General features: G+C 55.7%; 26 protein-coding genes. 14 read left to right on the forward strand and 12 right to left on the reverse strand.

Going from position 1 to position 22281, the window contains the following annotated elements; translation table 11 throughout:
• Window positions 1–38 precede the first annotated feature (38 nt).
• Genes CAP31_RS14120 through cobU form a run of 8 tightly spaced genes read left to right on the forward strand, consistent with a single transcriptional unit; the run spans window position 39 to window position 7059 of the window.
• A complete protein-coding gene (locus CAP31_RS14120) occupies window positions 39–599 on the forward strand; it encodes a hypothetical protein (RefSeq protein WP_223247299.1) in 561 nt (186 codons plus the stop codon).
• Entirely contained in the window at window positions 596–1216 is a 621-nt protein-coding gene (gene cobO / locus CAP31_RS14125) for a cob(I)yrinic acid a,c-diamide adenosyltransferase (protein WP_087448115.1), read from the forward strand. Before CAP31_RS14120 ends, cobO begins: the two co-directional genes overlap by 4 nt.
• Window positions 1213–2508: a cobyrinate a,c-diamide synthase gene (locus tag CAP31_RS14130; protein WP_087448116.1), complete on the forward strand. Its 1296-nt coding sequence runs from the start codon at window positions 1213–1215 to the stop codon at window positions 2506–2508. Before cobO ends, CAP31_RS14130 begins: the two co-directional genes overlap by 4 nt.
• Window positions 2505–3158, forward strand: a complete 654-nt coding sequence (bluB, locus tag CAP31_RS14135) for a 5,6-dimethylbenzimidazole synthase (protein ID WP_087448117.1) — start codon at window positions 2505–2507, stop codon at window positions 3156–3158. Before CAP31_RS14130 ends, bluB begins: the two co-directional genes overlap by 4 nt.
• Window positions 3155–4069, forward strand: coding sequence for an adenosylcobinamide-phosphate synthase CbiB (cbiB, locus tag CAP31_RS14140; protein WP_087448118.1), 915 nt, complete (start codon window positions 3155–3157; stop codon window positions 4067–4069). The genes bluB and cbiB overlap by 4 nt, the downstream gene beginning before the upstream one ends.
• Window positions 4062–5039, forward strand: a complete 978-nt coding sequence (cobD, locus tag CAP31_RS14145) for a threonine-phosphate decarboxylase CobD (RefSeq protein ID WP_087448119.1) — start codon at window positions 4062–4064, stop codon at window positions 5037–5039. The genes cbiB and cobD overlap by 8 nt, the downstream gene beginning before the upstream one ends.
• Entirely contained in the window at window positions 5027–6475 is a 1449-nt protein-coding gene (locus CAP31_RS14150) for a cobyric acid synthase (protein ID WP_087448120.1), read from the forward strand. The genes cobD and CAP31_RS14150 overlap by 13 nt, the downstream gene beginning before the upstream one ends.
• Complete coding sequence (gene cobU / locus CAP31_RS14155) at window positions 6472–7059, forward strand: bifunctional adenosylcobinamide kinase/adenosylcobinamide-phosphate guanylyltransferase (protein WP_087448121.1); 588 nt, start codon at window positions 6472–6474, stop codon at window positions 7057–7059. Before CAP31_RS14150 ends, cobU begins: the two co-directional genes overlap by 4 nt.
• A gap of 100 nt (window positions 7060–7159) precedes the next feature.
• Here the strand turns inward: cobU and CAP31_RS14160 are convergent, their stop codons facing one another.
• From CAP31_RS14160 to cobT, 7 genes are all read right to left on the reverse strand, one after another.
• Window positions 7160–7747, reverse strand: coding sequence for a hypothetical protein (locus CAP31_RS14160; RefSeq protein WP_087448122.1), 588 nt, complete (start codon window positions 7745–7747; stop codon window positions 7160–7162).
• 142 nt (window positions 7748–7889) lie between these two features.
• Entirely contained in the window at window positions 7890–8420 is a 531-nt protein-coding gene (locus CAP31_RS14165; protein ID WP_087448123.1) for a hypothetical protein, read from the reverse strand.
• Window position 8421: 1 nt separating this feature from the next.
• Window positions 8422–9045: a hypothetical protein gene (locus CAP31_RS14170; protein ID WP_087448124.1), complete on the reverse strand. Its 624-nt coding sequence runs from the start codon at window positions 9043–9045 to the stop codon at window positions 8422–8424.
• The gene (locus CAP31_RS14175; RefSeq protein ID WP_087448125.1) at window positions 8993–9577 is read right to left on the reverse strand and encodes a PAAR domain-containing protein; all 585 of its coding nucleotides are present in this window, start codon (window positions 9575–9577) and stop codon (window positions 8993–8995) included. Before CAP31_RS14175 ends, CAP31_RS14170 begins: the two co-directional genes overlap by 53 nt.
• A gap of 228 nt (window positions 9578–9805) precedes the next feature.
• Window positions 9806–10327 carry an alpha-ribazole phosphatase family protein gene (gene cobC / locus CAP31_RS14180; protein WP_087448126.1) on the reverse strand — a complete coding sequence of 174 codons (522 nt, stop codon included), beginning with the start codon at window positions 10325–10327 and terminating at the stop codon, window positions 9806–9808.
• The gene (locus tag CAP31_RS14185) at window positions 10324–11073 is read right to left on the reverse strand and encodes an adenosylcobinamide-GDP ribazoletransferase (RefSeq protein ID WP_087448127.1); all 750 of its coding nucleotides are present in this window, start codon (window positions 11071–11073) and stop codon (window positions 10324–10326) included. The genes cobC and CAP31_RS14185 overlap by 4 nt, the downstream gene beginning before the upstream one ends.
• A gap of 154 nt (window positions 11074–11227) precedes the next feature.
• Window positions 11228–12271, reverse strand: coding sequence for a nicotinate-nucleotide--dimethylbenzimidazole phosphoribosyltransferase (gene cobT, locus CAP31_RS14190; protein WP_087448128.1), 1044 nt, complete (start codon window positions 12269–12271; stop codon window positions 11228–11230).
• A gap of 61 nt (window positions 12272–12332) precedes the next feature.
• Between cobT and CAP31_RS14195 the strand changes: the two genes are divergently transcribed.
• From CAP31_RS14195 to CAP31_RS14215, 5 genes are all read left to right on the forward strand, one after another.
• A complete protein-coding gene (locus tag CAP31_RS14195; protein ID WP_087448129.1) occupies window positions 12333–12887 on the forward strand; it encodes a hypothetical protein in 555 nt (184 codons plus the stop codon).
• Between the two features lie 134 nt (window positions 12888–13021).
• Window positions 13022–13450, forward strand: a complete 429-nt coding sequence (locus CAP31_RS14860; protein ID WP_157662766.1) for a hypothetical protein — start codon at window positions 13022–13024, stop codon at window positions 13448–13450.
• Window positions 13354–13812 (forward strand): hypothetical protein, encoded by a 459-nt coding sequence (locus tag CAP31_RS14205; protein WP_087448131.1) that lies wholly within the window; start codon window positions 13354–13356, stop codon window positions 13810–13812. Before CAP31_RS14860 ends, CAP31_RS14205 begins: the two co-directional genes overlap by 97 nt.
• The gene (locus CAP31_RS14210; protein ID WP_087448132.1) at window positions 13809–14321 is read left to right on the forward strand and encodes a TlpA disulfide reductase family protein; all 513 of its coding nucleotides are present in this window, start codon (window positions 13809–13811) and stop codon (window positions 14319–14321) included. The genes CAP31_RS14205 and CAP31_RS14210 overlap by 4 nt, the downstream gene beginning before the upstream one ends.
• A complete protein-coding gene (locus CAP31_RS14215; RefSeq protein ID WP_087448133.1) occupies window positions 14321–15469 on the forward strand; it encodes a GNAT family N-acetyltransferase in 1149 nt (382 codons plus the stop codon). The genes CAP31_RS14210 and CAP31_RS14215 overlap by 1 nt, the downstream gene beginning before the upstream one ends.
• Here the strand turns inward: CAP31_RS14215 and CAP31_RS14220 are convergent.
• The 4 genes from CAP31_RS14220 to CAP31_RS14235 all read right to left on the reverse strand — a co-directional run bounded on the left by CAP31_RS14220 (window position 15461) and on the right by CAP31_RS14235 (window position 19007).
• Entirely contained in the window at window positions 15461–16054 is a 594-nt protein-coding gene (locus CAP31_RS14220; protein ID WP_087448134.1) for a DUF938 domain-containing protein, read from the reverse strand. The two genes, CAP31_RS14215 and CAP31_RS14220, sit on opposite strands and share 9 nt — an antisense overlap.
• Window positions 16054–16824: a hypothetical protein gene (locus CAP31_RS14225; protein ID WP_223247300.1), complete on the reverse strand. Its 771-nt coding sequence runs from the start codon at window positions 16822–16824 to the stop codon at window positions 16054–16056. The genes CAP31_RS14220 and CAP31_RS14225 overlap by 1 nt, the downstream gene beginning before the upstream one ends.
• A gap of 164 nt (window positions 16825–16988) precedes the next feature.
• A complete protein-coding gene (locus CAP31_RS14230; RefSeq protein WP_087448135.1) occupies window positions 16989–17633 on the reverse strand; it encodes a cytochrome c in 645 nt (214 codons plus the stop codon).
• 75 nt (window positions 17634–17708) lie between these two features.
• Window positions 17709–19007: a cytochrome C gene (locus CAP31_RS14235; RefSeq protein ID WP_223247301.1), complete on the reverse strand. Its 1299-nt coding sequence runs from the start codon at window positions 19005–19007 to the stop codon at window positions 17709–17711.
• Between the two features lie 202 nt (window positions 19008–19209).
• Here CAP31_RS14235 and CAP31_RS14240 point away from each other — a divergent pair, with 202 nt between their 5' ends.
• Window positions 19210–19419, forward strand: a complete 210-nt coding sequence (locus tag CAP31_RS14240) for a hypothetical protein (RefSeq protein ID WP_087448136.1) — start codon at window positions 19210–19212, stop codon at window positions 19417–19419.
• Here CAP31_RS14240 and CAP31_RS14245 read toward each other — a convergent pair.
• Entirely contained in the window at window positions 19414–21855 is a 2442-nt protein-coding gene (locus CAP31_RS14245; RefSeq protein ID WP_087448137.1) for an EAL domain-containing protein, read from the reverse strand. The two genes, CAP31_RS14240 and CAP31_RS14245, sit on opposite strands and share 6 nt — an antisense overlap.
• Between the last annotated feature and the right edge of the window lie 426 nt (window positions 21856–22281).

Here is a 22281-nt window from a genome sequence, read left to right on the forward strand (position 1 = left end):
GACACGCCACCCGGCCCTTTAACCACCAGGAGTCCATCATGCACCTCACTCACCGCCAGCAAATCAACATCGGCCTCATCCTCACACTCATCATGGCGCTCACACGCAGCCATCACTGGGCGACATTACATGCGTTACCCGATGCTTCCTGGGCGATTTTCTTTCTGGTAGGCGTGTATCTGCGGCCATTATGGATAGCGCCGGGTTTGATTGCAGCGGCAATGCTGATTGATTACATCGCCATTACCCAATTCGGCGTATCCGGTTTTTGTGTCTCCCCCGCTTACTGGCTACTGATACCGGCTTATGGCGCTCTGTTCATTGCGGGACGTGTGTACGCGCAACACTACAGCATGAGCCTGGCCACGCTGCCATGGCTGGCAGGCACGGCGTTAGTCGGTACGGTAACGGCTGAGCTGCTCTCCAGCGGCGGCTTTTATTTCTTCTCCGGGCGCTTCGCTGATCCTTCGCTGGCTGGATTCGTGCCGCGTTTCTTCGAATATTTCCCCACCATGCTGTCATCATTCACTCTGTATCTTGGCCTCGCGGCGATCATACATTTGCTGCTAGCCCCTCTACAGGAAAACACCGCAGCATGAGCCTGACTCCGGAACAAATCGCCGAAAAAAATGCCCGCCACGCTGCCCGCATGGTACGCAAAAAAGCGGTGATAGATGCCTCTATCGCCCGTGCCACGGAAGACCGCGGTTTGCTCATCGTCATCACCGGCAATGGCAAAGGCAAAAGCACCTCGGCTTTCGGCACCATGGCCCGTGCGCTTGGCTACGGCATGAAAGTCGGCGTTTGCCAGTTTATCAAAAGCCGTACCGACACCGGCGAAGAGGCTTTCTTCGGCAAGAATCCCAATGTTGAATGGCATGTTCTGGGCGATGGCTTTACCTGGGAAACCCAAAACCGCGAACAGGATATCGCTACTGCGGAACGCGGCTGGGCAGTTGCCACGCGCATGTTGAACGACCCCGGCTACCAGCTCGTGGTGCTCGACGAACTCACCTATTTGCTCAAGTACGACTATCTGGACAGTGACATGGTGCTGGATACCCTCGCTAACCGCCCCGACATGCAGCACGTCATCGTCACCGGACGCGGCGCACCGGACGCGCTCAATGAACTGGCCGATACCGTCTCCATCATCGCCGATGAAAAACATGCCTACCGTGCCGGGGTCAAAGCACAACGGGGTATCGATTTGTGAGTGCCGCTACTTGCCCCGCATTATTCATTGCCGCACCAGCATCCAATCAGGGCAAAACCACGGTTACTGCCGGCCTGGCGCGCTACCACCGTAATCTGGGACGAACTGTGCGCGTGTTCAAAACCGGGCCGGATTTTCTCGACCCGATGATACTGGCACGCGCCTCCGGTCACCCCGTTTACCAGCTTGATTTATTCATGGGCGGCGAGGCGCACTGCCGCCAGTTGCTCTGGCAAGCTGCGCAAACTGCCGATTTAATCCTGATTGAAGGTGTCATGGGCTTGTTCGACGGCGCGCCCTCATCGGCCGATTTGGCCGTGACATTCGGCATTCCGGTGTTGGCTGTCATCGATGCAGGGGCAATGGCACAAACCTTTGGCGCAATGGCGCACGGCTTGGCAAGCTACCGCACTGATTTGCCGTTTGCGGGTGTATTGGCGAACCGGGTTGCCAGCGCCGGCCACGCACACATGTTGCAAAATAGTGTGCGACAAGGCACCCGTTACTACGGCGCATTATTTCGCGATGATGCAATCACGCTGCCCGAACGTCACCTGGGTCTGGTGCAAGCCAACGAAATCGCTGATCTCGAAATCCGGCTTGATACCCTCGCCACCAAATTTGCCGATACTGAACTGGCGCAATTGCCACCTGCCGTCACATTTACCGAACCGCCTGCCGCACCGGCTACCCCTGTATTACTCAGCGGCGTGCGTATTGCGGTTGCACGTGACGATGCATTTGCTTTCATTTATCCCGCCAACCTCGACGTATTGCGCGAACTGGGTGCCACGGTCGAATTTTTTTCCCCGCTGACGGACAGTTCTTTACCAGATGCTGATGCGCTCTACTTGCCAGGCGGCTATCCTGAGCTACACCTGGATGCTTTGCAAAACAATACCGCCATGGGTGACGCAATCCGCCGGCATCATGCCGCGGGCAAACCCATCGTCGCCGAATGCGGCGGCATGCTGGCATTACTGGACAGTCTCAGCGACAAGCACGGCAAGCAGGCTTCCATGTTCGGGCTGCTGACAGGTGATGCGGTGATGCAGCCCCGCCTGACTGCACTGGCGTTGCAAAGCGTCGACCTGCCAGAAGGTACATTGCGGGGCCACACCTACCATCACTCGCGCCTGACTACTACGCTGACTCCGCTTGCCAAGGGTCTCTGTCCAAATGGCTACGCTACCTCTGAGGCTGTTTACCGGGTGGGACGGTTAACAGCCAGTTATATCCACACATATTTTCCCAGCAACCCACCGGCCATTGCTGCACTTTTTACGCCGTGAGCACGAACAAATTCAGCCAGGCTGAGTGTGATGCCGTATACCGCGTTATTCGCGAGCGGCGCGATATGCGTCATTTTCTGCCTGACCCGATCGATACCGACACCCTGCACCGCCTGCTTGCAGCCGCGCATCAGGCACCCAACGTCGGCCTGATGCAGCCCTGGCGTTTTATTCGCATTACCCAGCCGGTACTGCGTCGCAGCATCCATGCACTGGCCGAAACCGAACGTATGCGCACAGCCGAAGCACTCGGCGAACGCCACAATGAATTCATGCGCCTCAAGGTAGAAGGTATCCTCGATTGCGGCGAACTGCTGGTCGCCGCGCTGATGGATGGCCGCGAGCGTTATGTATTCGGCCGTCGCACCCTGCCGGAAATGGATCTGGCCTCAGTCGCCTGCGCGATACAAAATATGTGGCTAGCCGCAAGGGCAGAGGGATTGGGTTTGGGCTGGGTATCCCTGTTCGACCCTGATGCGCTGGCGCAATTGCTGACCATACCTGCAGGAGGAAAACCGGTTGCCATTTTGTGCCTGGGCCATGTCGCAGAATTTTATCCCGCCCCCATGCTGGAACTGGAAGGCTGGGACACACGTCGCGCGCTGGACAATATGCTGTTTGAAAACAATTGGGGAAACAAAACCCCATGACCGGCGACTGGCTGATGCCGCTAGGCGTACTGCTGGATGTTTTGCTGGGTGAGACGCGCCACTGGCACCCGCTGGTCGGCTTTGGCCGACTGGCGAATCACCTGGAATCGCGACTGAACCGGCAACAGCCACTGTTTTTCAATCGTCTGCTGGGTATTCTGGCACTGATGCTGGTAGTTATACCCTGGGTGTATCTGGCATATCTCCTGGCGGGGGTCCCCCTTTACGGCAACCTGTTCAGCGTGCTGATTCTCTATTTCACCCTGGGTTTGCACAGCCTGGCCGCACACACCCGCCCCATTGCCACCGCGCTAAGCGCTCATGATGTGCCCACAGCTCGCGAGCAATTGGCCCGTGTTGTCAGCCGCGACACCACCACGCTGGATGAAACCGGTATTGCCAAAGCAGCGGTTGAAACCGTGCTGGAAAACGGCAACGATGCAGTGTTTGCCGCCCTATTCTGGTTTGCCCTCGCCGGTGCGCCCGGTGCGCTGGCGTATCGGCTGGTCAACACGCTGGATGCCATGTGGGGCTACAAAACCCCGCGTTTTTACGCCTTTGGCTGGGCCGCCGCGCGGCTGGATGATGCGCTGAACTACCTGCCCGCCCGCTTGACGGCGCTGACGTACGCCCTGTTCGGCAAAACACGGCAAGCCCTTTCCTGCTGGCGCAAGCAAGCCCCGCAATGGGACAGTCCTAACGCTGGTCCGGTCATGGCAGCCGGAGCCGGGGCTTTGGGTGTGCAATTAGGCGGCGTAGCGGTCTATCACGGACAAGAAGAAATTCGCCCTCAACTCGGTGCCGGGCCAGCGCCTGTAGCAGCCGACATTGATCGTGCACTAACACTGATACACAAAGGGGTATGGCTTTGGCTGGTACTCCATGCGGCAATGGGGCTGTGGCATGCTTGAGCATGGCGGCCGCCTGCGCCTTGCCGCGAGCGAGTGGGGCATCGCCGTGGAAAGCTGGCTGGATTTATCCACCGGCATTAATCCCGATAGCTGGCCTGTGCCTCCGATCCCACCCCATCTCTGGCAGCGCCTGCCAGAAGACGACGATGGCCTATTAGTCGCCGCGCAACACTATTACCAAGCCCCCCATATTTTGCCCGTGGCCGGCTCGCAAGCGGCATTGCAGGCCTTGCCGGCACTGCGCGCCCCTGGCCGGGTGGGCATGTTTTTCCCAAGCTATGCCGAGCATGCACACGCGTGGGAAAAAGCCGGCCATACTGTCGTCCCCCTGACAGCCGATGCCATGCAACTGGACGACATCGACGTATTGCTGCTTATCCATCCAAACAACCCGACCGGAACCCGTTATGACAGCGCCCAGTTACTCGACTGGCACAGTCAGCTAGCCGCCCGTGGTGGCTGGCTGGTCGCGGATGAAGCCTACATCGACGTCGATCCCATGCACAGCCTGACACCTTACACTAATCGCAGCGGGCTTATCGTCATGCGCTCGCTGGGCAAGTTTTTTGGGCTGGCGGGTGCACGCGTCGGCTTTGTCATGGCGCAGGCCGAGTTATTGCAGCGTCTGCAAGCCGAGCTTGGTCCGTGGACCATTGCCCACCCCGCACGCTGGCTTGCCATACAGGCTTTGCAAGATAGCGCCTGGCAGGCATACAGCCGGGCTCAGCTTGGGCAATCAACGGAACGACTGGCTGGCCTGCTACAACAGCATAAACTCGCCGTGCACGGCCGCACAGCGTTATTTCACTGGCTCATTACCCCGCATGCCGCTCGGTTATACCAGCATCTCGCACAATGCGGCATATTGACGCGCCTTTTTACCGAACCCGTCAGCCTGCGTATTGGCCTGCCCGGTACAGAGGCTGACTGGCAGCGTCTGGAACAAGGATTAAGCACATGGCAACGCTAATGGTGCAAGGCACCACCTCCGACGCCGGCAAGAGCACACTGGTAACAGCGCTATGCCGCTGGCTGATGCGCCAGAACGTAGCCGTCGCCCCGTTCAAGCCGCAAAATATGGCCTTGAACAGCGCCGTAACCGCAGACGGCGGCGAGATCGGCCGCGCACAGGCCGCGCAAGCCCGCGCCTGTGGCCTGTTCCCGCATACCGACATGAACCCCGTGCTGCTCAAACCCAATTCAGATACCGGCGCGCAGGTCATCATTCACGGCCACAGCATCGGCAACATGGAAGCACTGGATTATCATGCCTACAAAGGCACCGCGCGCGCTGCGGTACTGGCTTCGTACCAGCGCCTGAACGCCCAATATCAGGCCGTTATCGTGGAAGGTGCCGGCAGCCCCGCTGAAATCAACCTGCGCGAAGGCGACATTGCCAACATGGGCTTTGCCGAAGCCGTGGATTGCCCGGTGATCCTGATTGCCGACATCGACCGCGGCGGCGTGTTCGCCCATCTGGTCGGCACGCTGGCATTGCTGTCCGCATCGGAACAGGCGCGCGTCAAAGGTTTTGTTATCAATCGTTTCCGTGGCGATTTGAGTTTATTGCAGCCCGGTCTGGACTGGCTGGAAGCCAAAACCGGCAAACCGATATTCGGCGTGTTGCCGTATTTGCCCGGCCTGAATCTGGAGGCGGAAGACGCACTGCCACACAAAGCCGAGCAGCCGCAGGGACAATTCAACATCATCGTCCCCGCCCTGCCGCACATCAGCAATCACACCGATTTTGATGCATTGCGCCTCAACCCATACGTCAATCTGCAATTCATTGCGCCCAACAGTTCACCCTCGCCCGCCGACCTCATCATCCTGCCCGGCTCAAAGTCCGTGCGCACCGATATCGCCTGGCTCAAACAAAAAGGCTGGGACAGCGCCATCGCCAGACACCTGCGCTACGGCGGCAAACTCATCGGCATCTGCGGCGGCCTGCAAATGCTGGGCACAGCCATCCACGACCCGCTGGGCATAGAAGGAGAAGCTGGCAGCAGCGCCGGACTGGGTCTGCTGGAACTGGAAACTACACTGGCGGCGAGCAAGCAGTTACGCAATGTCAGCGGCATCCTCAGCCTCAACCATGCCGCCATTGCCGGCTATGAAATCCACGCTGGCATCAGCCAGGGTGCAGCGCTGCAACATCCCGCGGCATGGCTGGACGGCAACCGTCCGGACGGCGCCATCTCGCCCGATAGGCAGATACTCGCTACCTATGTCCACGGCATTTTCGACATCCCCGCAAGCTGCGACGCGCTGCTGGCATGGGCCGGTTTGCATCAGGCACACAGCCCGGACCTGGATGCACTCTATGAAGCCAGCCTGGACAGACTCGCCGACAATGTCGAACAGCATCTGGACACCTCAAAATTGAAAGCCATGCTCAACCTATGACCCATCTCATCCTCGGCGGCGCCCGCTCCGGCAAAAGCCGCCATGCCGAACAACTCGCGATAGCCAGCCAGCGGACTGTCAGCGTCATCGTCACCGCCCAGGCGCAAGACGACGAAATGGCCCAGCGCATCGCCCACCACCAAGCCAACCGCCCCTCACACTGGCAAGTCATCGAAGCGCCGCTGAATCTGGCCGCGGCACTGCAAATTCACGCCCGCGACGGCCACTGCATCATCGTCGATTGCCTCACCCTCTGGCTCAGCAACCTGCTATGCCAGACACCCGAACAACTGCAACACGAACGCGACGCACTGCTGACCCTGCTCCCCACCCTGCCCGGCACCGTATTGCTGGTCAGCAACGAAGTCGGCATGGGCATCATCCCTCTAGGCGAACTCACCCGCCGCTTTGTCGATGAAGCAGGCTGGCTCAATCAGGCGGTAGCAGGAGTATGTGAGCGGGTGACGCTGGTGGCGGCAGGGTTGCCGCTGGTGTTGAAGCAAGAAATAACTAGTACAGACCATGCAAATAACCCCGAGACTGCCGGTTTTCGAGAATTGCCTCGACCCGACTTCCAGCGGTAGCAGCCTTGCGCAAAACCGCCCGGTTGCTAGATGGCTCATTCGGTAATCCCCTCACCCAATAGAAGCATTTACACAATCTAAATTTACAGCTTCCATAGCGTTATTTTTGTTGTTTTCTTACGTATTTACCGTCAGCAATAACTGCGTGACCAAAACCGCAACCGAAATTGTAATCATCTGTTTTTTCTTCAACTAAAACATATTTTTTTGTAAAAACCATCTTAATTTTGCAAGATGGGTCATCATCATGCGGTTCATAAATGGCTGTATTATTTTTGTAATTCAATGTGGAAATAAAAGAGCCTGAGTTATAACTAGAAAGTCCTTTGTTTACATCGAATTCAACGTGAACGCTCCCTTTGCTAATAAGTTTTGCTTTGATGTTCCCAGAATAACCATCAAAGCCGATTACTTTACCCTTTGAGGTTTTTATATACTTTGGTGGTGGTGTTAACTCATAAATTCCTGTCGGATTAACATATAATTTTTCTATGTTTGTGCTGGCGTTTACAGAGGATATTAATGACATCAAAACAAATGCTTTAATGAATACCTGAAATCGTTTAGTGATCTGCATCATAGCTTTCCCCCATAAACATGGTGGCTTCTTGCCTTCTTCTGCGTACATTTCCGTGACTAGCTCTATAACTTCTAATAAAATTAGGCATCTCAGTATAGTTTCCAGCATTCACAATGCTGATAATTTCTGGTGTATGCCCAATACCATTGTTAAATACTAAAGATACGAGTGAATCGTACTCGTATTGATGCAGTGGTACATGAACAGAGTTATTAACAGGCTCGATGTTAATAATGGGGGGGATTACCATTCATTGCCATGTAGTAGATAAAGCTTTCATGTTCTCCCACTCTTCTAAACTTAAATCTAAATTCTGCTTTTTATTAAGTCTTATCAATTTGATTTTAGTGGAAGTCCCTTTTTCTGAAAGGTAATAACCGTCTTTTTGAACCATTGTACCGATAACAGCATTAGAGGTTATTTTTCCTGAAAATTCAAGTAACTCTTTGGAAGGTCTGTCTTTCTTTATAATCCCAGGCACAGATTCAGAGCCAGCGGAAAGTTTTGCTTTAAATGATAAATAATGGCGTTTAGGCTCGTATTTAATATCGTATAGCACTCCAGATGCTGGCTCCTCCGATCCGTTAGCCATACCTATACGCCCGACAATTTCCTTATTGAACTTGTAGAGACCCAGATTGAAACCAGAAAGGCAATGAGGGTCTTCACCAGCATCCCAAAACATATTAGAGTATTCGCCAATTGAAACCGCTTTAGACTCATTTGCAAATGCACTGTTAACAGAGAGCAGCATAAACAACGAAAATATAAATAATTTCATCTTAGTGTCCTGTCGCTGACCAGTGTGGTCTATCTTGGGTACCGCCAACAAATTTTATGACTCCATAGCTACGTCCTACTTCTTTTAGTTGTAAATTCATTCCATCTCTTGGTGTTGTTGTGATTGTGACCATTGTTCCATCTTGTTTAGCTATACATAAATTACCACTCCATGAAATAGACATATCAATAGCTATGCGCTCCATATGCAAAGTATGCAATGAGGGTGGAGTATCTTGAGCTAAGATTTGTATGCCAAATCCATATACCATCTTACGGGCTGCTTCAACTGAGGCTTGATGAGTAGTGTGTACCCATTCTATATTTATATTATTCATGTGCGGTACGTTTGCCGGATTAAAACCATTCCGATAAATTTTATGCGCCCAATGCATTAAATAAGCTCTTTCTGGCGGTCGGTATGTCGAACTAATATTTTTATGTCCACCAGCTGCTTCAATCGCAGCAATAAAAGCATCGCAAGAAGCTTTAAACTCCGGTGTCAGTGTATTAGTTGAGTTACTTCCGGGAAATCGTGAACACCATTGAGGACCACTTAATTCATCGTGTACCTCAACAACCACAGGGTTCTGAATTGTTACAGGTGTTAGTTGTGCTGTCGTCATAATATGGAACCTCTATTTTTGCTATTTGGGCTGAGTTTGAAAAGACTTTTTCGGTATGCCCGTTTTCATCCGTAACACCTTCAAACTCACGTCCATCATCTAACGTTATTTTGTATCTGGCATTCGAGGCATTCCTTCCTGTTTTTGCGTATTTAGCATGAAAAAATAGATCGTACTTAATCCCCACATCATCTTCTTCAGCCACATAAGGACTGAACAAGGACGCAAACGCATCGCTGCTGTTATTGCTGCTCGCATTACCGCCGCCCATGTCCTTGTAGGTAGGTTGTTGGCTGGCAATCAGGACTGCTCCGCACGAAGTTTTGTAGCCATCCAGTGCTACGGGTGCGCCATCCACTATCATAGTGGGGTCACCCTCAATAATGCTGGTCGCCCTTTTGCAGTGCGGACAATAAACCTTATCCCCCAATCTTGCGATTCTGCGTCCGTTCGTCGTTGAGAATGCTGAACCCTCTAGTACCGTTCCGCCATGTGAGGTTTTGTCGCCTTCGACAATAAATGCTCTACCCATCTTGCCCCCAAAGTAAGTTATTTGCGTATCCGACAGGGCGGATACAGTTTTTAGTATGATTAAGAATAATGTTTGTGATTATTATGTCGCAATTTTCTTGCGTATAAGACGGCGTTTATCTTACATTATTTGGCGCAATGATTAAAGCCGAAAAAACATTGCAATGGGGATTGCCTAACTTCAGCTATTTGCTTTATACGGTTTTAGAAGAACTCCAACGCGTATATATCAAAGGTCGTACCGATACACCCCGCCACACTCTGACTGAAATGCAAAACTGTCCACCAGCGAAATATCATTTAGCAACGCATGCGCAACGCGTATCACCCCCGCATGGGTTACGACCACAACACGATCATGCTGTGCCATATCCTCCAGAAAAGCACCTACCCGCTGTGCCAGCTGTAGATACGATTCGCCCTGTGGCGGCTGCAGATTCACAAAGTCATTTGCCCAGACGCTGATGGCTGGTTCGCCGATAGCATCCCAGGTCATGCCTTCCCACATACCGAAGTCCATTTCGGCCAGACGAGGATCAATCTGCGCGTGCGACGCGAGGTGTTGCGCCAATACCTGACAGCGCTGCGCCGGGCTGGTGTAATACACCGCTTCGCCCATATCCGCCAGTTGCGCTTTGATCTGGCTAGCCTCGGCATCAAAACTGTCGGCCAGCGGTACGTTGATGCGCCCATAGCACACGCCCGCCACGGCAACACGGGTATGCCGCACCAGTATCAGTTCGGTAGTCATAGCAGGGCCACCACCCCCATATAAAACACGGTTTCGCTCAACTGTTGCGCCGCACCCAGCGCGTCGCCGGTGTAGCCGCCGAGCTTGCTGGAGAGGGTGCGCGCCAGCCACAGACGCAACAGTAGCAGTGGCGGTAACAGCCACACCATGCTGACGGGCAACCACAACAGCGGCAGCAATCCAATTAACAAAGCCAGCCCCAGCGCGGGCAGGCTCAAGCCCTGTGCCACCACCTGCACTTTGCCGCCGCTGCTGCGGGCGTAATCGTGGGTGTAGATGAAGCTCACGGCAAAGGCGCGGCTGAGGCCGTGACCGGCTATCAGTATTAACGGCACGGATGCCGACGGCGCACTCAGCAACGCGGTGAATTTCAGCCCGAGCACCGCCAGCAACGCCAGCACGCCATAGGTGCCAACACGTGAATCCTTCATGATTTCCAGTCGGCGCTCCACGGTCAGACCGCCGTAGACACCGTCGTAAAAATCGGCCAGCCCATCCTCATGAAACGCGCCAGTGAGCATCAAACCAAAAGCCAATGCCAAGAGTAACGCCAGTGCAGGCGGCCAGAATAATGTAGCCAGGCTATACACGCCCGCCAGCAGTGCGCCGACCAGCAAACCAATCAAGGGGAAATAGCGTACCGACTGGTTCAGCTGCGTGTCGACAAAGCCCACCCAGGCGGGAACGGGAATGCGCGTCAGAAAGGCCAGCGCAGTAAGGATGAGACGAAGCTGCTTAAATAACATGCCAGGTTAAACTGCTTCGTGTCCACGAAAAACACAACGATGGTTCACACCACTCCGTATCCGGCCGATATTTGCCAACAGCTCATAGCAGTGCATCAAATAATCTATTCCCGAATTCATTTTTCGTGCCTTTCGTGTTTTTCGTGGAAAAAACCTAAGCTTGCAAGTGCTCACTCACGCCCGCCGACTCAAATGTGGCCATATCGTTCAGAAAGGCAACGGCAGCCACCAGCAACGGATACGCCAGCGCAGCGCCGGTGCCTTCGCCCAGACGCAAACCCAGATCCAGCAGTGGACGCGCTTGTAAATGATTGAGCAGCTGGCGATGGCCATGCTCATCGGAACAATGGCTGAATACCGCATAATCGCGTAATGCCGGTTGCATCGCGCTGGCTGCCAGATAGGCTGCGCTGGCGATAAAGCCATCCACCAGCACGAGCATGCCGCGCTGGGCTGCGCCGAGCATGGCGCCTGCCATCATCGCGATTTCCAGCCCGCCATAACAGCGTAAGGTTTCCAGCGCATCAGCGGATTTGCCGTGCAAAGCGACCACATCAGTCAATATGCTTAATTTGCGCACCAGACCGGCATCGTCCAGCCCGGTACCGCGACCGACGCAATCGGCCAGCGGCAGACCGGTATAGACATGCGTGAGCAGAGCCGCCGAGCTGGTATTGGCGATGCCCATCTCGCCCAGCCCGAGCACGTTGCAGCCCTCGTCGGCCAGACCTTGCGCCAGCGCCGTACCGTGAGCCATAGCCTGCTCGCACTGCGCTGCGCTCATCGCCGGCTGCTCGGTCATGTTCGCGCTGCCCAGTGCTACCTTGCGGTCGATCAAACCCGCCACACCGCCAAAATCGGCATTCACGCCGGCATCGACCACACGCAAATCCAGACCATGAGCACGGCAGAACACATTGATCGCCGCGCCGCCACGCAAAAAATTAAGCACCATCTGTTCGGTGACTGCCTGAGGGTAAGCGCTCACCCCCGCATTGGCGATGCCATGATCGGCAGCGAATACCAGCATGGCCGGCTTGTGCAATTGCGGTGTGAGCGTGGCCTGCACCAGGCCGACTTGCAGCGCAAGCGCTTCCAGTTGTCCGAGTGCGCCCAGCGGTTTGGTCTTCTGGTCGATCTTGCTGCGCAGCGCTGCTGCCAGCCCGCGATCCAGAGAAGGAATAAAATTCGACATCATCGTCACGCAAAACTCATATTGTCGCATAATACGGGTTCACAGAATTCTTGAGGAATACCCCATGCCTAATCTATCGACCTCGCAACGCCTGAGCGTACTGCTCGCCCTGGTGGCCATGATCGCTTCGACGCGCATGAGCCATTTCGGCAGCGCCAATCTGCTCCCTGACGCTAGTCTGGCGATGTTCCTGCTCGGAGGCCTCATGCTCGGCGGCGTATCCGGCTTTATCGTACTGATGCTTGCTACATTCGGGCTGGATATCTACATGGCACAATCCTCCGCCGAAGCAGCCTGGTGCTTCAGCCCCGCTTACACCGGGCTCATCCCCACCTACGCCGTGCTCTGGCTCACCGGCATGGGACTGGCGCAGAAGCAACGCTTTGTCCGGCCGCTGCTTGCGCTCGCGGCCAGCAGCGCTGCAGTCGGCGTGGCTTTCATCGTGTCCAACGGCTTCTTCCTTGCGCTCAGCGGCACCGCTGCCCCGCTTAGCCTCGGCGAATTTGTGCTGGCCGTGGCGCCTTACTTCCCTGCCTATCTGGCGTCGGCCATGCTCTATCTGACCCCGGCACTGATAGCGGCGGCGCTGTGGCAGAAATCGCGGGCCATCGCAGAATAACGCAGATTTTACGAGCGATAACTAGCATCGGCCAAAATGGAATGCAATAGGATATATATTCGACAGAAAAGGTGTCAATTACTTATACAATACAAGCCATTAACTCATTAATCATAGCGCCGGGAGCTCACATTATGAATACCATCAGACGGCTGTCATCCGGGTATCTGCATCTGTGTCTCATGCTGTGTTTGTTGACCGCCGTATCGCCCAGTATTGCTGCCGCCCCGCTTCCCGGGGCGAAACAACAAAATGTAACCCTGGCTAACGGCACCGAGATTCCGGTCACGATGTTTCCGGGCCGCAGCAACGCCATCCTGCTCTGGCTGCCTTCTGAAAACGGCCTGGTTCCGGCCGAATTCAATGCCGCGAGTGAAATCGCCAAATCCGGTGTCGAAGTGTGGCTGGCAGATTTGCATGCCGCCTATTTCCTGCCAATAGTCCCAGCAGCCTGCAGCAGATACCGGTGGACAATGTTGCCCGGCTCATTGCTGCCAGCGCCCGCCGCAGCGGCAAGAAGATTTATCTGGTCAGCGAAGGTAATGGCGCCGCACTGGCACTGACAGCCGCGGCTGCATTGCACGATGACCGGCGCGACTTGCGCGGCGCGATCCTGCTATCGCCCAACCTCTATGTCGCTACCCCCGAGCCGGGTGAAGATGCACGGTATCTGCCGGTAACCACGGCCACTCACCTCCCGCTTGCCATCCTGCAGCCCGAACTCTCGCCCTGGCGCTGGCACCTCGATCAGCTCCAGACCCTGCTCAGCCGGGGCGGCGCAAGCGTCGCGATCAAACTGTTACCCAAGGTGCGCGACCGTTTTTATTTCCGCGACGATGCCTTGCCGGCGGAACAGGCACTCGCGCCATCCCTGCCGCAATTAATAATAAATGCCTATAAACAACTCGGAGGAAAGCAACCTTGAAGAATATCTGTCTATCAATCCTGCTCAGCCTGGCCCTGGCCACGAGCGTCGCCCAAGCGCGCGAACTCAAGCCTTATCAGGGCGGCGCTACCCCGCCGCTCGCGCTCAAGGATCTCGCCGGCAACACGCACAAGCTCGAGGACTACCGCGGGCGCGTGGTACTGGTTAATTTCTGGGCCAGCTGGTGCCCGCCCTGCCGCGCCGAGATGCCGTCGATGCAGCGCCTGAAGGAGAAGCTAGCCGGCAAGCCCTTCACCATCCTCGCCGTCGACATGGGTGAAACGCCCGATGTCGTCAGCGCCTATATCAAAACCGTCCATACCGACTTTACCGTGCTGCTCGACAGCGACGGCCATGCGCTCAAAAGCTGGAAAGTGTTCGCCTTCCCTACCAGCTACGTGATCGACGGCACCGGCAGGATACGCTATGCGCTGTTCGGCTCAACCGAATGGGATGAAGCGGAGACGCTGCAAAAGATCAACGACCTGCTGCCCTCCGCCACACCCTGATGAATGCACCCGCTCCTGCTGCTGAAATCAGCATAGTCGCTATCATCGCCGACCTTCCTGCGGCCCAGTGGGACGCGCTGACCGGCGGCAACCCGTTTCTGTGCCACGCATTCCTGGCGGCATTGCAGGAATCGGGCTGCGCGACCCAGCGCACGGGATGGCAGGCGCAATTTATCACGCTGTGGCAGGACGACCAACTGATCGGTGCGCTGCCGCTTTATCTCAAGCGCCACTCCTACGGCGAATATGTGTTCGATTGGGCCTGGGCGGAAGCGTACGAACGCCAGGGACTGGACTATTATCCCAAGCTGCTGTGCGCCGTGCCCTTCAGCCCGATTACCGGTCTGCGTGCACTTGGCGCGACAGCGGGGGTCCGTGCCACGCTGATTCAGGCCGCCCTGCAGATGGCGCAACAACTGGAGGTATCCTCTCTGCACTGCCTGTTCCCCGACGAGATGCAAGTCCGGGAATTTCAGCAGGCGGGCATGATGTTGCGCCAGGGTGTGCAGTTCCACTGGCAGAATCCGGGCTATGCCGATTTCGACGCCTATCTGGCGGCAATGAACAACGACAAGCGCAAGAAGATCAAGCAGGAACGCCGCCGCGTGCGCGATGCCGGCATCAGCTTTACCCATCACACCGGTCAGAACATTACGTCTGCGCACTGGGCGTTTTTCGTGCGCTGCTACGACAGCACTTATATCCAGCACCGCTCGACGCCGTATCTGAATCTGGATTTCTTCCAGCGCATCGGCATCACCATGCCGGACAATGTGCTGCTGATCATCGCCTGGCGCGACGGCCAGCCTATCGCCAGCGCGCTCAATATCTACACGCCGGACACTCTGTATGGCCGCTACTGGGGCGCGCTGGAATACCATCCCGGCCTGCATTTCGAGACCTGTTACTATCAGACGATAGAATTCTGCATCGCCGAAAAAATCGCGGTATTTGAAGGCGGCGCGCAAGGTGAACACAAGATTGCCCGCGGCTTTCTACCAGTCACCACCTGGTCAGCACATTGGCTGGCACACCCCCGATTCAGTCGCGCGGTGGAAGATTTTCTGGCGCGGGAAACCGAAGGCATGTCTCGTTACACCGATGAGCTCAATGAGCACAATCCGTTCAAGCAGCTGCCGTCAGACTGATTTGCGCCATGCCAGCAGCCGGTTGTTGGACGGCATCGCGATATCCTGCACCAGACTCAACCCTTGCGCCGCCGCCAGCTCGCACACAGCTTCAAAATCGCGGATGCCGATGTGCAAGTCACGCGCTTTCAGCCAAGCGTCAAAATCGGCATTGCTCGCCGATGTATAAGCACCGCCATAATTGAACGGCCCATACAGGCAGAGCACGCCGCCCGGCTGCAACACCCGGCCGATACCGGCGAACATGCGCTGCACCGCCGGCCACGACACGATATGCACGGTATTGGCGTTAAACACGGCATCTACGGCAATCACCGGCCACACGGCGTCATTCACGTCCAGCGCCAGCGGCGGCAGCACATTAGGCAATCGCGCCTCGGCCAGCCATACCCGGATACCCGCGTGATTGGCCGGCAGATCGCTGGTCTGCCAGCTCAGATGCGGCAACGCCCTGCCAAAATACACTGCGTGCTGGCCAGTGCCGCTGGCGATTTCCAGCACGTGGCGGCGCTCGGCAAACAGCATTTGCAACTGCTCGAGTATAGGCGCCTGATTGCGCTCGCAGGATTCGGAGTAAGGTTTCATTATTTCCAGTTTATCTCGTAAGCGGTTTTGGCGCCGATCACGCAGGCTGCCAGGCTTTTCGGCATAACCGCCCGCCTAGGTGCGACCGCAATGCGCCCGGCCATGATCTCCGCCAGTTTCTGCGGGTAACGGATGCCGTTTTCAGGCTCGGCAAAACCGTCAGGATATACCGGCTGCAGATTGCCATCGTATTTATCCGTAGCACCGAGGGTATGCAGCAGCTCATGGGCAATCACCACATTGTTCTGCCCATCCTGAGCGGGCCGCGCATAGGCATGGATCACGCCGAGCAGACCTTTCTGCATTCCCAGCGAATGTTCCAGCGGTATGCCGTCCTCGCCCTGATGGTAGACCACAAACAGTTTTATCCGCCCCAGACTGTGCCAGAACGAAGTGTTATGAAACACGTAATAACGCAGTCGCAAGCTCCACCACAGCGTATCCAGCATGCTGCCATTCACCGGCTGCGGCGGTGGTGCGCTCGCCACCACGTTGCCCAGCGTCATCTGCGGCAGTGGCAGCGGCTTGAGCCGATAACGCTCACTCTGGCTGCGCATGAATTCGGGAATCGCCCGGAACCGGTCCGCACTCAATCCCGCGATATATTCCGCAACCGCTTCCGTACCATCGCCGTTGACCGGATATATCACCACTTGCAGCGGCTGCTGCCACTGCGCCACCGACCACCGCTCCCAGAAAGTAACGGCCGTTATGGTGCCCAGCAGTGACAACAGGATTAATATGCGCAAACGGCGGAATGACAAGATCATCTTTCAAAATCAGGGGAAGGCAGGCTGGCTCATATTAGATCAGCGCAGCACGATTGACCAGCCTTGGCGTAACACAACTGCGGATAGCAGATGCGGTGACTCGCGTACACCGCCATGGAAACGGGCGCCTTGCAGACGCCCGCTTGCAGCAGATACCGCAGCATTTACTGCGAAATTGTCGACACATACGCCGCAACAGCCTTGATTTCATCCGGCGTGAGGTCATGAGTAATCACCTTCATCACTGCACCGGCAGGGCGCATTTCAGTGTCCTTGAACACCCGCAGCTGCTTGGCGACATAGTCTGCATGCTGTCCTGCGATACGCGGGAATATGCCATTGCCCTGACCGCGGGCACCGTGGCAAGTCTCACATGCCGGAATATTCTGGCTGGTCAGCCCCTTCATGAAGATCGCTCTGCCGTCCGCTTCCAGTCGGGGATAGACGGACTGATCGGCAGCTGGCTTCTGTTGCGCGAAATACGCGGCCAGCTGCTGGATTTGCGTATCGGTCAGATGCCGGGAAATGCCCCACATGTATTCCGAGCCTGCCGGATCGGAGCGCCCATGGCTTCTGAACTCGGTCAATTGCGCAATCAGGTAGGTTTCCTGCTGCCCTGCCAGCCTGGGGAAAGTAGGGTTAGTGGAATTACCATCAGCGCCGTGGCAGATCGAGCATACCTGCTGCGCCAATGCCTTGCCCGGGACAGCGGGATCGGCCAGATTGCGGGAACTCTGCGTCTGCGTCGTCGTGCAACCCGCTGCGATTGTGGTCAGCGCCAGGATGAAACCGATCGTGACTTTATGCATGATGCTATCTCCCATTTTCTGTTATTCATGTCAGGCCTGCGCCCTGCGACTTCAGCATTAATCAGCAGAAAGCGCCTAATATGCGCCCCATACATAGAACAGCAATGTGTTGTCATCGCTGGCTTTTCTGCCTGCCCCATCGGTGTTGGTGGATACGCCATTCACCTTGTCAAACAGGGTATATTGCACGCCGAGTCGCAGATACTGCAACGGCATCCAGAATATTTCCGGGGTCCAGCCTTGCGTGCCGGTTTGCGTCGCTCCGGCATTATTTACGCTATTGCTGACATCGAAGTAGGAAAGCGTCGCACCGTACTTGGCCTGATAGACATAAGATGCCTTCGCCCGGAACGAATCGACGCTCTCCGCCAGCGTCCCCAGTGTGCCGGAATCGATGGTTTCATGGATGCGGGTCACAGTTGCGGTGACCGTATGCGGATCGAGCAGATACTGATACTGGAAATCGATGCTGTTATCGCGATAGCGGTCGGTCGCTGTCGTCAGATTAGTCGGATCCGGGTATTGCTGCACATCCAGATGCGTCACTCCGAGCATCGCATTATGCGCTCCCCAGGCATGGGTCAGCGCCAGCCGCAGATAAGGGTTAGTGCCTTTGATTACCGTCTGCGTGCCGTTACCCTGAGTCATGAAGGAAAACACGCCATCGCCGGTACGGTAACCGGTCAGCTCCGCATAGACGGTCTGATTCCAGTACACATAAGCCCCTGCGCCGACCACTTGCTGTCCCAGCCCGCCATCCAGCATCGGCGTTGTCGCCGCACCTATGCCCGTGCTGCCAGGCACCACACCGTAACCCCAGGCCGGTGTGCTATTCCATACGTCCTGTACGCCAGGATTGTTATGCACCGTGACGCCGTAAATCAGATCGGTTTTGTTATCGACCAAACGGTCGGCATAGCGAAAATCCATGTTGTCCGCGCCGGTATGCCCGGAGAAACCGATTTTATCGGAAGGACTGGCGTAATTATCGTAAGTGATCTGGGCGAACACACCGGTCTTGTCGGTGATCTTGCCGGCGAGGAACAGGCTGCCGGTATTGAAGGTAAGCGTACCGTCCTGAGTGTGCCCGGCGGCGGAATCGGCCACTTTTACCCTATTCGAGGTAAACACGCCCATCACTGAAAGCGGCACGGTGCGCTCGCCGATGGTATAGCCGGTGAGCTTGAACATGCGTCCGTATGGCGTCAGCTCGGGAAACTGGCCGCCGGCATGACAAGCAAGGCAATTCTGCCCTGTTTGCCGCACAAAAGCGGGAACGGCCTCGGCATTGAATGACATAAGCGCCGTAAGGAAAGATAGCAACAGGGTGACCAACTGCATGGTCCTCATGGACTTGTATTCCAATATTTTCATACCACCCCCTTATAAGATATATTTATCTTGAATTCAGTCTAGGCTACTCAGCTTACAACACACTGACTGATTTCCGGCAGCACACCAGATTCAAGGATAGTTCAAACATCGGGAAATGGTAGAAATACTCGCAAGTCCGGAAAATAGCGTATCTCTGGCATAATGGCATCATGCCGACATACGCAGTTAAACAGGAAAAATAATGACCTACGAAGAATATCTGGACGAAGTAACGACACTTATCGCGGAAAGATACAAACTGATAGATGCGGCCGCGATCCGTCTAGTAATGCAGGCGCAGGAGGCTGATTTCTTTGTGGCCCACGATGAAAATTCCGCCTTGCGCACCAAACAGCAGGCGAAGCTGGATGCACGCACTATCTTTGAGCAACACCAGCAGCGCAGTTCATGAGTTAGCGCCAAGATAAACGGCGAACTCGTCCGCAGGCATCGGGCGGGCAAAATAATAGCCCTGTATCTCGTCACAATACTGCAGACGCAGCAACGAAAGCTGACGTTCATCTTCTACACCTTCGGCGATGGTCTTGAGATTGAGGCTCCTGGCCATCTGGATAATGGCTCTAACGATTGCTGCATCGTTGGGATCATCCGCCATGTCACGTATGAACGACTGATCGATTTTCAGTTTATCGACTTCAAAGCGCTTCAGATAGGACAGGCTGGAATAACCCGTACCGAAATCGTCAATGGACAGCTTGACGCCCAGCGCTTTCAGCCGCCGCAGCCTGCTCAACACCTTTTCTGCATCCTGAATCAGGATCGATTCGGTCAATTCCAACTCGAGCAACGCCGGATTCAGGCCGGATTCGGTCAGCGCCCGCGTCACACTTTGTTCCAGATCGCCACGTTTGAATTGTACCGCAGAGAGATTCACCGCAATGACCAGCTCCGGCAGACCCGCCTGCTGCCAGGCCATTGCCTGTCGGCAGGCTTCCTGCAATACCCAGTCGCCGATCGGCACGATAAGCCCGCTGTCCTCGGCTACCGAAATGAAGCGCCCCGGCGGCAACATGCCTAACTGCGGGTGCTGCCAGCGCAGCAATGCTTCTGCGCCGACGACTGCCCCGTTACTCAGGCTGATCTGGGGCTGGAAGTAGAGTGACAACCCGCCTTTTTCCAGCGCCTGGCGCAGGCCGTTACGTATCTGCAAATGATCGACCACATTGATGTTCATTTGCGCTGTATGGAAGCGATAGGCATTGCGCCCCGATTCCTTGGCCTGATACATCGCCGTGTCGGCTTTCTTCAGCAGGGTATCGAAATCATCGCCGTCGTTGGGATAGACGGCGATGCCAATCGACAGCGAAGTGGATAATTCGTAATGCTCGATATGGAAGGGCTGCGCCAGATTCTCCAGTATCTTCTCGGCTACGACCATGATCGCATCGTCGTCATGGATGTCGGTGAGCACGATCAAAAACTCGTCGCCGCCTTGCCGGCTCAGAATATCCGTGTCGCGCAGGCATTCCCGCAAGCGCGAGGCAACCTGCTTCAACAGCGCATCGCCGACCATATGGCCCAGCGAATCGTTGATGGTTTTAAAATTATCCAGATCCAGGAACAGTAACGCAGACTTGGTTTGCGTGCGATCGGCTGCCCGTATCGCGAGCTCCATGCGGTCCTTGGCAAGCAGCCGGTTAGGCAGCTGCGTCAGCGCATCGTGATAGGCCAGAAATTCGATCTGGGCTTGCGCCTGCTTTCTTTCCGTCACATCCAGCGCCATGCTCACAACATATCTGCGTCCGTCAGCCAGTTTACCGACGGGCGCCGCACTGATGTGCCAGATACGCGTACTGCCATCCTTGCAGGTAATCGTATTCTCACCGCGATCGGCCCGCTGCGTGGTCGCATACAATTTGGAGATGCTCTGCTGCACCAGCCACGCCTCTTCTCCATACGCCCTTTCAGTCCAGTGCCTGATGGTCGGAATGTCCGCATGGACATAACCGGTGACCTCCGCCCAGGCTTTATTGATCCCCAGCACCTCGCCATCTTCGGCATGGATAATCATCGGTAACGGCGCTTCCGCCATGACACTGCGAAAGCGATCTTCGCTCTGGCGTAATTTGTCCTCTATTTTTCGCGCGTGGCTAAGGTCATGCATACTCATCAGGATGCCGCTGGCGGCGCCGTGATCGTCGCGGATGATTTTGACGGTGATTTCGATAGGAAGACCGGGGGCAGGATTGTCCGGATGATCGGCTTCCATCGTGATCACCGCGTCCAGCTTTTCTTCCTGAGCCAGGCATACCGGGCAAGGGACGGGCTCACCGGATGGATGGGCCACATCGCGCATAAGCTTGCCTATCGCCTGTGCTGGCTCGATTCGCATCAGCGAATAGAATTTCTTGTTCGCCCTGACCAGGCGGCGATCGGCGTCCAGCAGACAAATGGCATCCTCGAAAGAATCCATCACCTGAGTCCATTCGGAGGCTTCGCGTTTCAGCGAGAGATCAGCCTGCCTGCGTTCGGCAATATTGCGAGCAATGACAATCACACTGGGTTGCAGTTGCTCTGCCTCCAGCAACTGCAGAATAAGCTCTACCGCAATGCTTCCCGCATGTTTGCAGCGCTGCAAGGTTTCCAGACGGATAGTGCGTACCGCGCCTTGAACCAGCGGCAGCAGCATTTGACGAAAACTCTCTTCATCAAATTCCGGCTTGATATCCAGCGGGGTCATTCCCAGCAATTCGGCTTGGGCATAACCTGTCTGACGGACGGCGCCATCATTCACATAACTGAAACGCAGCGAATCCAGCGCAAAAATAAACACGCCGTCCTCGATCACATCCAGTATGGGTAATGCTTGCTCAGATAACCGATTCACTTAAATCTCCAGACAGCCTGACTCCTGCGGATTAGATGGCTTAATCTCATTCAGGCTTATCAATGCCATCCTGAATTTTACGGGAGAAGCTGCGGAGTTAAACTGGTAGATTTGGCTAATCGGCACAGGAACAATCAACCACTGCCGGCTATACCGTAACGGTCATGTTGCGGCCTTGCGCTTTGGCTTGATACAACGCGTGGTTGACCCACGCAAAAAAAGCATCTATCGATTCTTCCGGCAGATACTACGCAATCCCTAGGCTCACCGTGACCGCTTCCTCGGTCTGATCGAAAGCAAAATCATGCGCAGATACCGCAAGACGCAATTGCTCGGCAACCCGCATGCCTGCTCCCGGTTACAGTCAGGGAACATGATCAGGAATTCCCCACCGCCCCAGCGCGCAATAACGTCGCCAGTGCGCAC

The organism is Sulfuriferula sp. AH1, from assembly GCF_002162035.1.
Taxonomy (GTDB): domain Bacteria; phylum Pseudomonadota; class Gammaproteobacteria; order Burkholderiales; family Sulfuriferulaceae; genus Sulfuriferula.